Source organism: Pediococcus cellicola (assembly GCF_001438655.1).
Classification (GTDB): domain Bacteria; phylum Bacillota; class Bacilli; order Lactobacillales; family Lactobacillaceae; genus Pediococcus; species Pediococcus cellicola.
Genome location: NZ_JQBR01000001.1, coordinates 213,045 through 229,484, shown reverse-complemented (window position 1 = coordinate 229,484; position 16,440 = coordinate 213,045). Strand labels below are relative to the sequence as shown.

Here is a 16,440-nt window from a genome sequence, read left to right as displayed (position 1 = left end):
TTAGAGGTGGGCATACGCCGCCTCTTTTTGTAGTTAGGGAGTCAAAATGATGGCTGAAAAGACACTTTTTTCCCCAGTTTCGCAACTGGAAGGCGTAGGATTACAACGCGAGCAGGCATTAAATGAGCTGGGAATTTATACAATTGAAGATTTGCTATACTATTTTCCGTTTCGGTATGAAGACCTTCGTCCTCAAAATATGACTGACTTAGTTGATCAACAGAAGGTGACTCTTGAAGGAAAAATTGCTTCAGAACCTATTATTGCGCGGTACGGGCGAAAGAAAAACCGAATTAACTTTCGCCTTTTAACGGAGCAAGAGTCGGTCATGGTCACTTTTTTTAATCAGCCTTGGTTAAAAAAACAATTAGTCATAGATCAAAAAATTGCAGTTTACGGGAAATGGGATGCGCGAAGAAGAAGTCTCACTGGGATGAAATTATTACCATTTTTGTCTTCCGAATCTGGTGAAATTGATCCGATTTACCCTGCTAATCAGCATATTCGACAAGGAACAATTAAAAAATTGGTCATTCAAGCTTTTGAGGCTTATCGAGATCAAATTGAAACGATTATTCCAGCAGCTTTAATAAAAAAATACCGATTGGTGAATCGCCAAACAATGGTGCATGACTTGCATTTTCCTGAAAACTTAAAAGTAGCTAAAGCAGCAAGACGTACGGCTACTTTTGAAGAATTCTTTTTATTTCAAATGGAACTTCAGGTTTTAAAGAAACGAGACCAAACTGAAAACGGGACAATAATTAACTATCATGTTGATAAGTTGAAGGCTTTCATTGCGGGACTCCCGTATGAATTGACGGACGCTCAAAAGCGAGTGGTCAACGAAATTTGTGCGGATTTAAAGCGTCCTATCAGAATGAATCGTCTGTTGCAAGGTGATGTCGGGAGTGGAAAAACAATTGTTGCTGCCGTTGCGATGTATGCTGCCATTACAGCAGGGTACCAAACAGCTTTAATGGCTCCCACCGAAATTCTTGCGGAACAACATGCTAATAATCTGACAAAAATATTTGCTGGGACGGACGTTAACATTGGGCTTTTAACAGGTGCCTCTGGATCAAAATCAAAACAGCGTCGCGCCTTATTAGACGGCATTGCAGATGGGCAAATTAATTTAGTGATTGGGACACATGCTTTGATTCAAGATGATGTCGTGTTTTCGAATTTGGGCTTAGTGATTATTGATGAGCAACATCGTTTTGGAGTTAAACAACGAGAAACGTTACGTAAAAAAGGACCTAAAGTTGACGTTTTGGCAATGACAGCAACCCCCATCCCAAGGACTTTGGCTATTACCGCGTATGGGGAAATGGATGTTTCAATTATTGATCAAATGCCTAATGGACGGAAACCAGTGCGAACTAGTTGGGTAAAAAGTAGCGACGTTGGTGGCATGCTTACGTTTGTAAAAAAGCAATTTGCGGCCGGACATCAAGCCTTCGTGGTGACTCCTTTAATTGAGGAGTCGGAGTCACTAGATTTAAAAAACGCAATGGCACTGTATGAACAGCTTAAAAGTGAGTTTGCTCCAGACTATCAAGTTGGGCTTTTACATGGCCGGATGAAACCGGAAGAAAAAGATCAAATTATGACTGATTTCAAAGCAAATCGCTATCAATTACTAGTTTCAACGACCGTTATTGAAGTTGGGGTGGATGTCCCTAATGTCACGGTCATGATTATTTATGACGCTGATCGTTTTGGGCTAGCTCAATTACACCAACTACGTGGACGAGTTGGACGAGGAAAAGATCAGGCATACTGCATTTTAGTTGCTGATCCCAAAAATGAGACGGGAATTAAGCGAATGAAAATTATGACCCAGTCTAATGATGGATTCAAAATTTCTGAAGCAGATTTGCAGTTACGTGGTTCAGGTGATGTTTTTGGTAGTAAGCAATCTGGTATTCCTGAGTTTCGAATTGGTGATCCAGTCGTGGATATTGGTGCGTTGCAAACCGCACAACTGGAAGCTAACAAAATTGTGCAACAAGCAGATTGGCATACAAAACCTGATTTTAAGCCTTTAAGTCGGTATTTAGATATGATGATGCAAAAAAATGCAAATTTCGATTAAAAATGAAAAGGAATCGAGGAATCAAAATGAAAGTAGCAATTGATGCAATGGGCGGGGATTATGCCCCTGAAAAAATTGTTCAAGGTGTGGAATTGGCACGTGATCAGTATCCGGATCTTAGATTTATCTTATTCGGGAAGGAAAGTAAGATCAAAGCTTTCTTAAAGAATGGAGAGCGCATTACGATCGTTCATACGGATTCAGAGATTGCGATGGGTGATGAACCAGTTCGTGCCGTTCGTCAAAAGAAGACGTCTTCTTTAGTTTTGGCTGCACAAGCGGTTAAAGATGGTAAGGCCGATGCACTTTTTTCAGCAGGCAATACAGGGGCTTTATTGGCAGCCAGCCTGTTTATTATCGGCAGAATTAAAGGTGTCGATCGTCCAGGGATGACAACTACTTTACCAGCTTTAGCCGGACCAGAAGATTCATTTACAATGTTGGATGTCGGTGCAAATGCGGAAAGCAAAGTTAAGAATATGCACCAATTTGCCATTTTAGGGAACTTTTATAGTGCTAATGTGATGGGGGTGACGAACCCTAGGATTGCATTGTTAAATAATGGTACTGAAGAAGACAAAGGAGATCCCTTGCATAAGGAAACCTATCAGATCTTGAGCGATGATACTCATCTGAATTTCGTGGGTAATATTGAGTCTCGTGAATTGTTAAATGGTAAGGCGGATGTTGTTGTCACTGATGGCTTTACGGGCAATGCCGTTTTAAAAAACACAGAAGGAACAGCGCTCTCCATGCTGAAATTACTCAAACATACGATTTTAGATTCTGGGGTTCAGGGCAAACTTGGCGGACTTTTATTGAAACCAGCCTTTAAACAGGTGCAAAACAAGATGGACTATTCCAAACATGGTGGTGCCGTCTTATTGGGGGTGAAAGCGCCAGTGGTTAAAGCCCATGGTTCAAGCAATGAAATTCAGGTTTACCATGCCTTAAGGCAGTTAAGATCAATGGTTGCTGCGAACTTAACTAAAAATTTGGCTGACTATTTTGCGACACGTCCTAAAGAATAGAAATTAAAATTCTGTTGATTTTGGTGGACAAGACCGAAGAAAAACATTAAACTTATCTTTTGTAATTAAATGATTAAGGAGTAACCCATGACTAAAGAAGAAGTATTTAATAAGATTTCCGATATTATTGTCGATCACTTTGATGTTGACAAATCTAAGATTACCAACGACTTAAACTTCAAAACAGATTTAAACGCTGATTCAATCGATATTGTTGAATTTGTTCTGGAATTGGAAGATGCATTCGGAGCAGAAATCTCGGATGAGGATGCAGAAAAGCTTTCAACAGTTGGACAAGCAGTCGATTTTATTACGGCTAATCAAAAAAAATAAATATAACGCTAACAGATTGAGACTGGAACATGAGTGTTCTGGTCTCAATTTGTTTTACGTTGCCTGAAAGTAGGCAGTTTCACGAAAAAAAGATATAATGTTAAGGTGAGTGTTTAAGAAGGGATGAAAAACTTGAAAAAAACGGTTGATGAAGAGTTAAAAAAGAATTTTCAAATTGAATTTCATGATGAACGGTTGCTTGACGAAGCACTTACACAAGCTTCGTATGTTAATGAGCATCCGAATCAAGGATTGAAATTTTACGAACGGATTGAATTTTTGGGAGACGCAGTTTTACAATTAATTGTCTCTGAATATATTTTTAAACGTTATCCAGAAATGCCACAAGGAAAATTAACCAGATTGAGAGCGGCAATGGTTTGTGAAGCGAGTTTTAGCCAATTTGCCCGTGAATGTCATTTGGACCAGTATATTTTGCTAGGTAAAGGGGAAGAGAAAGCTGGGGCCCGTAATCGAGATTCGCTTCTTTGTGATATTTTTGAATCATTTGTTGGGGCGGTATATTTGGATCAAGGACGCGAAACAGTTGAACGTTTTGTGCACCAAGTTATTTTTCCGAAACTTGACACTGGTGCATTCGACCATGTGATCGATTATAAAACGAATTTGCAAGAATTTCTGCAACGTAATGGTGATGTGTTGATTCGCTATGATTTGGTTAACGAGGCAGGTCCGGATAACGATCTAGATTTTCAAGTTGCGGTCTTTGCCGATAAGCAAAAGCTTGGTGTTGGTTATGGTAAGTCAAAAAAATTGGCAGAGCAGGATGCAGCCAAAAATGCTTTGCAAGAATTACGTGTTAAAAATGCCTAGATTAGGAGTTTGATATTCATGAAACTTAAGTCCTTACAAATAAGCGGCTTTAAGTCTTTTGCAGATAAAACCACCATTAATTTTGAAGACGGTATTACTGGAATTGTGGGACCTAACGGAAGTGGTAAAAGTAACATTATTGAAGCCGTTCGTTGGGTGATGGGGGAACAGTCTGCTAAAAGCTTGCGTGGAGGCAAAATGCCTGATGTGATATTTTCAGGATCTGAAAGCCGACAAGCCCTTAACCGAGCAGTGGTAACGATCACTTTTGATAATACGGATCATTTTTTGGCGACCGATTATACTGAAGTAAGTGTGACGCGAAAGTTGTTTCGTAATGGAGATAGCCAGTATTTAATTAATCAAAGTGAGTGTCGCCTAAAGGATGTTTTAAATCTTTTTATGGATACTGGTTTGGGCCGTGACTCATTTTCGGTGATCTCACAGGGTCGAGTTGAAGAAATCTTCAATAGCAAACCGGAAGAACGGCGTACAATCATTGAAGAAGTTGCGGGAATCTTAAGCTATAAGCAGGATAAGCAAAAAGCAGAAGCAGAGCTAACCAAAACGAACGATTATTTAGATCGTGTTAGCGACCTCATTGCCGAGCTACAATCGCAATTAGATCCATTGGAAGAACAAAGTAGTTTAGCCAAAGATTACTTAGATCAAAAAGAGACGTTTGACAAACTGGAAAAAACGCGTTTAGTGTACACCATTGATCAGTTACAGCAACAAAACATAAAAGCAACGAGTGATATTAAAGACGCCACTCAGTTAGTTAAACAGTATCAAGATAAAAAAACAGCCCTATCAGCTGATGTTGTGCACTTAAAACAAGAGCGGACAGAGTTAGAGTCACAAAAGGATCAGTGCCAAGCGGAGCTCCTAACGGTTACGAAAAGGTATGAAAGTTTATCAGGTCAGCAAAATTTAGATTCGGAAAAAAATAAGTATCAGCAGCAACAACTTGATCAGTTGGCAAAAACGATCAAAACGAATCAGGCCAAATTGGATGCGTATCAGCAACAAAAGACCGTTTTAGATGCGGAAGTCAAAAAAAGGCAAGCTGAAGTTACTGATTTAAAAACGCAGCTAAAAAGTTTGTCGACCCGCGAACTTCAACGTAAGCAAAAAGCCATTCAAGCAAAAATTGAACAGCTACAGGCTACTTACATTGAGAAAATGCAAGCAGTCGCCCAGGTTCATAATGAGCAAGTTAATTTAAAAAAGTCTTATGAACAAGATAGCCAACAACAGCGGCACGTAAATGCCGATCTCTTAAAGTTGGAAGACAATCTAAACGAGATCACTGAAGCTCATAAAGAGCAACAACGAGTGGTTGAAGTAAACAAAAAGCAAGCCGAACTTTCGGAGACAGAACTAAAAAAAGATTTAGATGCGTATCAAAAATTGGCAGCAAGTCAAAAGCAGAGCCAGGACAGCTGGTTAGATGCTGTACGGATCTATCAACAAGCAAAAACACGTTTGGAGACTTTAAGTAGTTCAGAAGTCGAATTACGTGGCTTCTATCAAGGCGTTCAAAATGTTTTAAAACGGCAGGCTGACTTTCAAGGCCTAATTGGGGTGGTTTCAGATCTAATTGAGGTGCCAGATAAATATACCAAAGCGATCGAAACGGTTTTGGGTGGTCAGCTACAACATTTGGTGACTCAAGATGATCAAAATGCTCGGCAAATTATTCAATATTTAACACAACACAAAGCAGGCCGGGTTACAGTTTTGCCATTATCCAGAATTCGCCCTAAACAAATACCCGCAACAGTTCGCCAAACTATTTTAAAACAGGCAGGTGTCGAAGGTGTGGCGGCTGATTTGGTGATGACTAAGCCAAATCTAACATTGGTGAAACAATATCTGCTAGGGAATATCTTGATTGCGTCAGATTTAAAGCAGGCTTCTGAATTGAGTAAAAGTTTACCGATGCGTCTAAAAATTGTGACGTTGAATGGCGAAATTATTAATCCAACAGGATCCATGACGGGTGGCGTTAATCGTCATCAAAATGCGGGGTTGTTGACACAAAAACAGATCCGTGCGGATTTACAAAAGCAAGTCACCCAAATGCAACGTGAGTTGACCAATCGAGAAGCACTGGTTAATGACTTTAAAGAACGTCTGGCATTAGCCGAAACGAAAGGCACCGAACAGCGACAGCTATTTAATAAAAATAATGATGCTTACAAAGATGCCAAAACACAGCTGGAAATTTTGGAAAACCAAATGCAAGATTTACAACGTCGCATTACGGCTGTTAGATACGAGTCAGGACAAAACGAGTCGCTAAATCGTGATTTCTCAACCGAAAGTGAACGCTTAAATAAACAGGAAAACCAATTGAAAGCAGAACTACAGGATCTTTCTGATGCCACGAAAGACCAAAAAAAGGCGTTAGAAAATTTGAGAGAAACACAAGAAAAGGGACAAAAGGTTACTGCTCAATATCAAGAAAAGTTAACAACGGCACGTGTTCAGTTGGCGCAAGTGAAAGCAAATTTGGCAAGTTTGACGGATAATATTGATGCCGTGGTTAAGTTACTCACAGCAGATCAGCTGAAACAGGCACAGTTAAGACAAAATCAACAGACACAAGGATCGAGACGTCATGTCACCCAGCAGGAATTAGCTGAAAACAAGTCCCAAATTGAAAGGCTTCAGAAAGATTTAAATTTAAGCAAAACAAAGCTATCTAATTTGGAAAAAGAACTTACTCAAAAAGAACAGGATTTACAACGTGTTCAGGAACTTAGCTCAGTGGCGGCAGATGATTTACAAGCAATTCAGATAAAGGCCACGCATTTGACGGAACAAATTGACCACGCATTAGGTGCATTAAGCGAAAAATATCAAGTCAGTTTTGAACTTGCTCAACAACAAAGTCTCGCTATTAGTCAGGAACAATTGCAGACAGATCTTAAGTTGGCAAAAAAGGGACTTGAGGAGATTGGCGAAGTTAATGTTGGGGCCATCGAAGAGTATCAACGTGTTTCTAGTCGCTACCAATTTCTTAACGATCAAAAAAATGATTTAATGACCTCGCAAAAACAGTTATTAGAAACTATCAACGAGATTGATGCTGAGGCAGCAACCCGCTTTAAACGAACTTTTGATAAAATTTCGGTCTCATTTTCAAAAGTTTTTGTTCGCATGTTTGGCGGTGGAAAAGCAAAATTGGAGCTAACAGATCCTGATCACTTACTGACTACAGGAGTGGAAATAAAGGCACAGCCGCCTGGCAAAAAATTCCAACGCTTGAGTCTCCTTTCTGGTGGCGAGCGTGCTTTAACGGCGATTACCTTATTATTTTCCATCTTGGAAGTCAACCCAGTTCCTTTTTGTATTTTAGACGAAGTAGAAGCTGCTTTTGATGATGCCAATGTGACACGTTTTGCTGACTACTTACGTAATTTTAGACATCAGACCCAGTTCGTGGTGATTACACATCGAAAGGGGACAATGGTGGAATGTGATGTCTTGTATGGGGTGACTATGCAGGAATCTGGCATTTCAAAGATGGCATCGGTATCGTTAGAAGATGTTTCACGAAAGGAGACCCAAATATAATGAGTTTATTCGGACGTAGAAAGAAAAAGAAGCTTGAACAACAAGCATTAGAACAACAAGTTTTAGAGCAACAAGCAGCAAAAAAAGTTGCAGAAGATAAAAATAATGCCGCCGCTTCATCAGCTGAAAAAGTTTCTCAACTTAATCCAGACGAGATTACGACTCAAGATGCTGAAGAAGTAGATCGTTATAATCGTGGGTTGGAAAAATCCCGTCGCACGTTTGGTCAAAAACTTACAGCTTTATTTACTAATTTTAGTGGCGTAGATGATGACTTTTATGACGATTTGGAAGAAACCCTAATTGGTGCGGATGTCGGATTTGAAACAGCCGTTCAAATTAGCGATGAGGTGCGCGAAGATATTGAGACTAATCACGTGACCGACCAAAAGCAAATTGCAAACCTAATCGTGGCTAAACTGGTTTCACTATACACTCGTAACGGTACCGAAGAGGATAATCATTTGGTCTTCGCGACAGAAGGGCCCAGCGTATTTCTATTTGTTGGTGTCAATGGTGTTGGAAAGACCACCAGTATAGGAAAGTTAGCAAGTCGATTCAAAAAGCGTGGAAAAAAAGTCTTGCTTGCCGCCTGTGATACTTTTCGTGCGGGAGCTATTGAACAACTGCAAGAATGGGGAAAACGCGATGGCGTGACAGTGGTCGCTGGACCAGAAAAAAGTGATCCAGCTGCAATTGTGTTTGACGCGGTTCAAAAAGCTAAAAAAGAGAATTATGATTTGGTCTTAGTTGACACTGCGGGCCGTCTTCAAAATAAAGTTAATTTGATGAAAGAGCTAGATAAAATGCGTCGTGTCATTACACGTGAGATTCCTCATGCACCACAAGAAATTCTGCTTGTTTTGGATGCCACAACGGGTCAAAACGCGATGAATCAGGCAAAAGTATTTCAAGAAACGACAGATGTTACAGGCATTATTTTAACAAAACTAGATGGAACGGCTAAAGGCGGAATTGTGCTAGCTATTCGTAATCAACTTCATCTTTCAGTGAAGTATGTCGGTCTTGGGGAGCAAGTTGATGATTTGAGTCCCTTTTCACCCAAAGAATTTGTTGATGGCTTATTTAGCGGCTTTTTGGAAACAAACAAATAGAAAGTTGTGTGAACGATGGAAATCGAGAAAAATAATCGCATAAATTTCCTGTTTGAGTTTTATGGCAGTTTACTTACCAAAAAACAACGTAATTATATGCAACTTTATTATGCCGATGATTATTCATTGGGTGAAATTGCTGAAAATTACGCTGTTAGTCGACAAGCAGTGTATGATAATATTAAGAGGACTGTTCAAATACTTGAGGATTACGAAGAAAAATTGCATATTTTTGGCGATTTCTTGGCTCGTAACCATCAAACGGATCGCTTATTAACTTATGTGCAAGAAAAGTATCCGCACGATCAAACACTTCTCCAATTAGTAAATAATCTGGAATCTATTGAAGCGAAATGAAAGGTAGGGAGTACCCATGGCTTTTGAAAGTTTAACAGAACGACTTCAAAATGCTTTTAGCAAGTTAAGAAAAAAAGGTAAAATTTCTGAAACAGATTTACGAGGTGCGATGCGTGAAATTCGCTTGGCCCTTTTAGAGGCGGATGTTAATTTTACTGTCGTTAAAAATTTTGTCAAAACCGTACGCGACAAAGCTATCGGAGCAGATGTTTTAAAGGGACTTAATCCGACCCAACAAATTGTTAAAATTGTAAATGATGAATTAGTTGCCATTATGGGTGACCAAGCGGTCGACTTGAATAAGTCACCAAAAATTCCAACGATTATCATGATGGTGGGGTTGCAAGGTGCTGGGAAGACGACGACGGCTGGTAAATTAGCTTTAAAGTTAAAAAATGAGCAAAAAGCACGGCCACTCATGATTGCAGGCGACGTTTATCGTCCAGCGGCGATTGATCAGTTGGTGCAGGTGGGTCAACAGATTGACGTTCCTGTTTTTCAAATGGGCACAGATGTAGATCCTGTTGAAATTGTTCGGCAAGGTTTGCAAAAGGCTTCTGAAGAAAAAAATGATTATGTCATTATTGATACGGCTGGTCGCTTACAAATCGATGAAAAGCTGATGGACGAACTGGCGCGGATCAAGGCGTTAGCAAATCCAAATGAAATTCTTTTGGTTGTCGATGCGATGACAGGGCAAAATGCTGTTAATACCGCGGAAGGATTCAATGATCGACTTGATGTGACTGGTGTCGTTTTGACGAAACTAGATGGCGATACCCGTGGTGGTGCTGCGCTTTCTATTCGAGCCGTCACAGGCAAGCCAATTAAGTTTATTGGTCAGGGCGAAAAAATGACCGATTTGGATGTTTTCCATCCTGATCGTATGGCTTCGCGAATTCTCGGTATGGGCGATATGCTCACCTTAATCGAGAAAACCCAAAAAGAGTATGATGAAAAACAAGCGCAGGAAGTTACCCAAAAGATTAAAGAGAATACGTTTGATTTTAATGATTTTGTAGATCAAATGGATCAAATGCAAAATATGGGCTCTATGGAAGACATTATGAAGATGATTCCAGGAATGGCTAATAATCCCGCTCTTAAAAATGTGAATATTGATCCAAAAGATATGGCGCATATGAAAGCTATTGTCTATTCCATGACTCCGGCTGAACGAGAAGACCCGGATCTTCTAAATCCGAGCCGCCGACGAAGGATTGCCGGAGGTGCTGGACGTCCGGTTGTTGAAGTAAATCGAATGATCAAACAATTTGGCCAGATGAAAAAGATGATGAACCAGATGTCAAAAGGTAATTTTAATGGAATGGAAGGCTTATTAGGTAAGGGTGTCAGTGGTCGTCTTTCTAAAATTGCAATGAACTCAATGGTTCGTAAGGCTAAGAAACGAAAGAAAAAACGGATGAAAAAGAATCGTCGTAATAAGTAAATATAAGATTTTGAGAAGCATTATGGTCAAAGTTTTAAGGTGAAACAAAAGAGCATTCAGAAACGAGAATTTTTCGTCTTTGAATGCTTTTTTGTGATCTCGTGATTTTTAGAAGTTAAGAATCTTTTAGATTTTGCCATCCTGGACGCGCTGCAATGGCATGCGGTTTTTCGTAAAAATATCCCTGCCGGATATCAATGTCAAAATGGTCAATGAAATGATCAATTGCTTCATTCTCTATCCCCTCAAGAATAAAGCGAATTTGATGTTGCGTAGCAAAGTCTCGCCAAAATAGCATGCGTTGTTTGATCTCAGGCAGGTAAACACTTTGACCAAAATTCTGTAGCGCAAATTTGATTTCGTTGACAAAGGGTAGTAATAAATTAACTTGATCTTGCGTATTGCAACCACAGTCAACATCGTCGATGGAAACCGTCATCCCATGTGCTTTAAAATACTGTAATTGTGCCATTACATGTTTTTCAGAAATTGTAGTTTCTGGGTCGTCTTCGGTAAGTTCCACTTGAATTTGAACGGGTCGTAAACTTTTTTGAATTTTAATTAAGGCCTTGACAACTTCCTGATTCATTAGCTGTGTGCGATTAACATTGACAGAAAGAAAAGGCACCTTAGTATATAATTGACGAGCAATCGTGACGATCTTTTTGGCAATAATTTCAGCCGGAACGTCAGCAAAATTAGTTACGGGACCCCATCCATTTTCAACCCGCTGTCGTAATAATAGTTCATAACCAATCACCGAGTTATTGTATTTATTTACAATCTGTTGAATATAGTATTGATACATGCTGTTTCTCCTGTATAATATTGCATACGCAAAATATTTTTTAATAAAAAAACCCATCACTTGACTTTCTCAAGGACGGGTCGTCCTTCAAAGTGACGGACTACTTTGAAGTGGCATGTTAAATTTATACTTATAAAATAGCATGTTTAGTTTTAAATTGCAATTATTGTTTTCATTCAATAATTATTTCATTATATTTCTTACAAATTGCCTCAATTTAAAGTGATGCAGAACTGCTCAGTCTTATTTATTCCAATCTCAAAACATGCTATCCTAGTAATGATATGAAGCCAAGTTAGGAGAAATAAGCATGGAAAATGAACGACTACATTTTTGTCCCAATTGTGGATATGAATTGCAAGAAAATGCCCGATTCTGTCCGAACTGTGGATATGATTTACGTACTATTCAGTCAGAACCAATGACACGAAAAAATAGATATCAGGCAAATGAATCTATACCGGAAACTTCAAAACCTAAGTCGGGAAAAAAAGCCGGACTCATAATGAGTATTTTAGGCATTCTGGTGATCATTTTAGGGATTGGGGCATGGTTTGTCCTCACTGAAGGAAACAAGGTAAGTGGAGGCGATGAGCAACAAGCAACGGTTAGCTCTAGTACTTCTAGCACCAGTCAGTCGGAAGACCAGGACTCAAGTGAAGACTCAAGCACGTCCAGTGATACGCAACCTGAAAAACTGATTGTCTCAGACTTGACACCAGAAGAAGCTGCATCAGCTATTGTGGCCTATGGTAGCGACCAGATCAACAATTCGGACGACGATTTATGGACCGGTGTTTGGGACACGGCTGCGACAAGTGGTATGACTGTTTACATTAATAATTTTGATGAAGTGAGTGATGACAGTCTAAGTAATCCAGGCGAAAATAACGTCCTTTATACCATCAAATTAGCATCTGGGGATACCAACCGATTGTTTTATACCTTAAACGATGGTCAAGTTTATTATTATACTGGACGATATGTGCAACGTAAGTACCATTTTGATTATGATGGTGCTGCTGTGGGTCAAGCGAGTCTTAAACGAGTTGTTCACGAAGTAAATCAAGATGCTGATTTGCTAAAAACTGTCAAGGAAGCTAATCCTGTGATTGAAGACGACCGATAAAATGTACGGAATTTGAAAAAAACTGTCGGTTAAATAATTTAAAAAATCACCTGTAAAGAAAAAAACCTTTACATCTGATTGAATAACTGGTATATTATTTATCGTGAAATAAAACAGGAGGTGTTGACATGTCTGTAAAAATTCGTTTGAAACGAATGGGTTCAAAGAAGCGTCCTTTCTACCGTGTGGTAGTTGCTGATTCTCGTTCACCACGTGATGGTCGTTTTATCGCCCAAGTTGGTACTTACAATCCATTAGTTAATCCAGCCGAAGTTAAATTAAATGAGGAAGACATCTTAAATTGGTTAGGCAATGGTGCACAACCATCTGATACAGTTAAGAATATTCTTTCAAAAGCTGGTATTATGAAAAAGTATCACGAATCAAAGCTTGCTAAATAATTGGCGTGATTGCTTATGAAAGATGTAGAAACTTTAATCTTAACAATTGTTAAACCACTCGTTTCGCATCCGGAGCGAATCTCGATCACACAATCAGAATCAGACCGTTTTTATGAATTTCATTTAAGCGTGGCTGATAGTGATGTTGGCCGAATCATTGGACGACGTGGCCGCATTGCTCAAGCTATTCGCAATGTGGTTTACAGCTTTCGTTTCCATGGGGCCAAACGTGTCCGATTAATTATTGAAGATGGCAAAGCAAAAAACTCTTAAACGGTGTTCAACTAGTTTAAGAGTTTTTATTATATAGCGAGGTAAAGGTATGCAGTACTATAAAGTGGGTACAATCGTGAATACACATGGTATTCATGGCGAAGTGAAAGTGATGGTAATCACCGATTTTGCGGAGGACCGTTTTCAGGTGGGTAAGAAGCTATTTTTATTTGCGCCTCAAAATGAAACACCGGTCAAAACACTTGAAATTGCTCAGGTTCGGCAGCAAAAACAAGTCTATTTTCTGCGTTTTGTGGGATTAGATTCTATTAATGATGTGGAACGTTATAAGAAATTTGAGCTCAAAGTTTCTGAAGATGATCGGAAAGTACTGGGTCACGACGAATTTTACTACAATGATATTATTGGACTTTCTGTATATGATGAACAGAATCAGTTACTAGGAAAAATCACTGAAATTCTGTCTCCAGGGGCTAATGATGTATGGGTGGTAAAGCGTTCGGGAAAAAAGGACTTATTGTTGCCTTATATTCATCAGGTAGTCAAAGATGTTGATTTGGCTCATGGTCGCGTTACTGTTGACCTATTGGAGGGCTTGGAGTCATGAAAATTGATATCTTAAGTCTTTTTCCTGATATGTTTAGTGGGCCACTTCACCAATCCATTGTGGGGAAAGCAATTGAAGACCAGCTACTTGATGTTCAAGTGACCAATTTTCGTGATTATTCTACAAATAAACATCATAATGTGGATGATTATCCGTACGGCGGTGGTGCAGGAATGCTTTTACAACCGCAACCTATCTTTGATACTATGGCCGAGCTAGAATCTCAGAATGCGGATTTGCCTAAAGGACGCGTGATCATATTAGATCCGGGTGGACAACCTTTTGATCAACATTTAGCAGAGTCATTTGCGCGTGAATCACACTTAACCTTTATTTGTGGGCATTACGAGGGTTATGATGAGCGAATTAAGACGTTAGCGACTGATGAAGTCTCATTAGGCGACTATGTCTTGACGGGTGGTGAATTAGCCGCAATGGTCATGATTGACGCTACGGTACGATTGTTGCCCGGCGTTTTAGGTAATAAAGAATCGGCGCCAGGAGATTCTTTCTCCACCGGATTGTTAGAATATCCTCAATACTCACGTCCAGCCGATTTTAGAGGGATGAAAGTACCTGACGTCCTATTGAGTGGTAACCATCAATTAATCGCTCAGTGGCGTCGTAAAGAGGCTTTAAAGCGCACCTTGCTTAAACGACCAGATCTTTTGAAAAAGATGAGGTTGAATCAAGAAGATTTAGAATTGTTGGCTGAAATTAAAGCTGAGCAGGATACCAACGATTGATTGGTAGGTCAGCTTTACAGGGGCCAGCTTTTATGATAAGCTTTTAACTGGTCTGATAAGACCTAAAGCAAACAATATTCCGCTGTTCAATTAAGATTAAGAATGTTGATGAAAGGAAGGATTTTTCTATGAATCCATTAATTAACAAAATTACCGAATCACAATTACGTGATGATATTCCTGAATTCCGTGCTGGAGATACAGTTCGGGTTCATGCCCGTGTTGTTGAAGGCACGCGTGAACGTATTCAGTTGTTTGAAGGCGTTGTAATTAAACGTCATGGCGTTGGTATTAGCGCAACTTATACTGTTCGTAAGATCAGTAATGGCGTCGGCGTTGAACGTACATTCCCATTGCACTCACCACGAGTTGCTAAGATTGACGTTATTCGTCATGGACGTGTACGTCGTTCTAAGCTTTATTACTTACGTGCTTTACATGGTAAGGCTGCTCGTATTAAAGAAGATCGTCGTTAGGATAACCGCCCAAATTATTAACTTTCAAAGTTAAAAATTCAAGTAAGCAAAATCACTTTTGATTTTGCTTACTTTTTTTATAAACATTAACAAATAATTAAGTATCTTGCGAATTTAATTTAAAAATATTATTATCAGGAGATCTAGTTTATACTAGGATCTACCAGATTTGTAGACTTTTAAGAGAAGGGAAAAGGATCTTGAAACCAAAAAGAGTGGGCTGGTTAGTTATCGTCGCTTTAGTCCTGTTTTTATTAACTAGCTCTAATGTGCAACAAGTGGCCGAAAGGATTATCACAAAAACGCAGCAACAAATGAGTCAAGTGGTAAAAAATTTCAAAATACCAAGTTTGGCTGACCGATATGAAACAACGGTGCCAACTTCTAAATCTAGTCAATCCCAAAAACAGCAGTCAGATGTTCGTGGAGAAAAAGCAACGCCATTAGAGAGCAATGTGAAAGGTAAAACGCTCAAAAATGTTTACTATTATCGATTTGCAAGTGGAACGCCGGAAAAGGTAAGACGTGAATTCTTGTCCGCTGTGAAAGCTTATAATGCGACTAAAATTGTGAAATTGGTGGCGGGAACTGGCACACAAAAACAAAACCAGATCGTATTCTCGATTTACGATACCGCCCAAAAAGGTCAAGCAGGGGTAATTGAACTAGGTGTTGGTGGACCAGTCATTATTCAGCAAACCGGCTGGGATGCCTACACTGTAAACCATGCTAAAGCAAGTCTGAATGTTCATTACGTTCAATCTGTGCGACTTTCAGTGGCTATGCATGAGTTAGGTCATGCATTAGGTTTAGATCATAGTACGGATCGTCATTCAGTTATGTATCCAGTTGATCAAGGAAGAACCGCACTTTCTCAGGCAGATTTAGCAGCTTTACAGCAACTTTATTCATAATTTAAATTAGAAGAGGATGTCACGTACATGAATAGTTTGATCTTGGCGGCTAGTACAGCGGTAAATACTAAAATTGCGGTTGTTTTGGGGCTAATTATTTTTATAGTATTGTTTTTTAAACTCATAATGGGATTTATAAAATTTTGTTTTCGTCATCCCGTGATTTTTATTGTTTTATTATTATGTGGTGGCTTAGGCTTTTTGTTTAACTTTTTGCTCGCGGGAATTCTAATTTTAGCAGTTGTCGGAGGTGGCATTGTGTTAATGGTCCTCAACGGTTTTGACGACTAACGAACATTTAGTTTTCCCATTATTTTAT

General features: G+C 39.3%; 17 protein-coding genes. 16 read left to right on the top strand and 1 reads right to left on the bottom strand.

What is annotated here, in order from left to right; all coding sequences use genetic code 11:
* The first annotated feature begins 49 nt into the window (after positions 1-49).
* The 8 genes from recG to ffh all read left to right on the top strand — a co-directional run bounded on the left by recG (position 50) and on the right by ffh (position 10,806).
* Entirely contained in the window at positions 50-2,101 is a 2,052-nt protein-coding gene (gene recG, locus IV80_RS01070) for an ATP-dependent DNA helicase RecG (protein WP_057748234.1), read from the top strand.
* Between the two features lie 26 nt (positions 2,102-2,127).
* Positions 2,128-3,132 carry a phosphate acyltransferase PlsX gene (plsX, locus tag IV80_RS01065; RefSeq protein WP_057748231.1) on the top strand — a complete coding sequence of 335 codons (1,005 nt, stop codon included), beginning with the start codon at positions 2,128-2,130 and terminating at the stop codon, positions 3,130-3,132.
* 87 nt (positions 3,133-3,219) lie between these two features.
* Entirely contained in the window at positions 3,220-3,465 is a 246-nt protein-coding gene (gene acpP / locus IV80_RS01060; RefSeq protein ID WP_057748229.1) for an acyl carrier protein, read from the top strand.
* Positions 3,466-3,597: 132 nt separating this feature from the next.
* Positions 3,598-4,299, top strand: coding sequence for a ribonuclease III (rnc, locus tag IV80_RS01055; RefSeq protein WP_057748226.1), 702 nt, complete (start codon positions 3,598-3,600; stop codon positions 4,297-4,299).
* A gap of 18 nt (positions 4,300-4,317) precedes the next feature.
* Entirely contained in the window at positions 4,318-7,884 is a 3,567-nt protein-coding gene (smc, locus tag IV80_RS01050) for a chromosome segregation protein SMC (protein ID WP_057748224.1), read from the top strand.
* Complete coding sequence (gene ftsY / locus IV80_RS01045) at positions 7,884-8,999, top strand: signal recognition particle-docking protein FtsY (protein WP_083490465.1); 1,116 nt, start codon at positions 7,884-7,886, stop codon at positions 8,997-8,999. Before smc ends, ftsY begins: the two co-directional genes overlap by 1 nt.
* A 15-nt stretch (positions 9,000-9,014) precedes the next feature.
* A complete protein-coding gene (locus tag IV80_RS01040) occupies positions 9,015-9,356 on the top strand; it encodes a putative DNA-binding protein (protein WP_057748220.1) in 342 nt (113 codons plus the stop codon).
* Positions 9,357-9,372: 16 nt separating this feature from the next.
* A complete protein-coding gene (gene ffh / locus IV80_RS01035; RefSeq protein ID WP_057748217.1) occupies positions 9,373-10,806 on the top strand; it encodes a signal recognition particle protein in 1,434 nt (477 codons plus the stop codon).
* 115 nt (positions 10,807-10,921) lie between these two features.
* Here ffh and IV80_RS01030 read toward each other — a convergent pair whose 3' ends face one another.
* Positions 10,922-11,614, bottom strand: a complete 693-nt coding sequence (locus IV80_RS01030; RefSeq protein WP_057748215.1) for an EAL domain-containing protein — start codon at positions 11,612-11,614, stop codon at positions 10,922-10,924.
* Between the two features lie 310 nt (positions 11,615-11,924).
* Between IV80_RS01030 and IV80_RS01025 the strand changes: the two genes are divergently transcribed.
* From IV80_RS01025 to IV80_RS00990, 8 genes are all read left to right on the top strand, one after another.
* Positions 11,925-12,743: a zinc-ribbon domain-containing protein gene (locus IV80_RS01025; protein ID WP_057748212.1), complete on the top strand. Its 819-nt coding sequence runs from the start codon at positions 11,925-11,927 to the stop codon at positions 12,741-12,743.
* Positions 12,744-12,871: 128 nt separating this feature from the next.
* On the top strand, positions 12,872-13,144 hold the full coding sequence (gene rpsP, locus IV80_RS01020) for a 30S ribosomal protein S16 (protein ID WP_057748209.1): 273 nt from the start codon (positions 12,872-12,874) through the stop codon (positions 13,142-13,144).
* A gap of 15 nt (positions 13,145-13,159) precedes the next feature.
* Positions 13,160-13,417, top strand: a complete 258-nt coding sequence (locus tag IV80_RS01015) for a KH domain-containing protein (protein WP_057748206.1) — start codon at positions 13,160-13,162, stop codon at positions 13,415-13,417.
* Positions 13,418-13,466: 49 nt separating this feature from the next.
* Entirely contained in the window at positions 13,467-13,985 is a 519-nt protein-coding gene (gene rimM, locus IV80_RS01010) for a ribosome maturation factor RimM (RefSeq protein ID WP_057748203.1), read from the top strand.
* Positions 13,982-14,731, top strand: coding sequence for a tRNA (guanosine(37)-N1)-methyltransferase TrmD (trmD, locus tag IV80_RS01005; RefSeq protein WP_057748201.1), 750 nt, complete (start codon positions 13,982-13,984; stop codon positions 14,729-14,731). The genes rimM and trmD overlap by 4 nt, the downstream gene beginning before the upstream one ends.
* Before the next feature lie 128 nt (positions 14,732-14,859).
* Positions 14,860-15,207, top strand: coding sequence for a 50S ribosomal protein L19 (rplS, locus tag IV80_RS01000; protein ID WP_057748198.1), 348 nt, complete (start codon positions 14,860-14,862; stop codon positions 15,205-15,207).
* A 200-nt stretch (positions 15,208-15,407) separates the two neighbouring features.
* Positions 15,408-16,121, top strand: a complete 714-nt coding sequence (locus IV80_RS00995) for a matrixin family metalloprotease (RefSeq protein WP_147186293.1) — start codon at positions 15,408-15,410, stop codon at positions 16,119-16,121.
* A gap of 27 nt (positions 16,122-16,148) precedes the next feature.
* A complete protein-coding gene (locus tag IV80_RS00990; RefSeq protein WP_236699550.1) occupies positions 16,149-16,412 on the top strand; it encodes a hypothetical protein in 264 nt (87 codons plus the stop codon).
* The last annotated feature ends 28 nt before the right edge of the window (positions 16,413-16,440 follow it).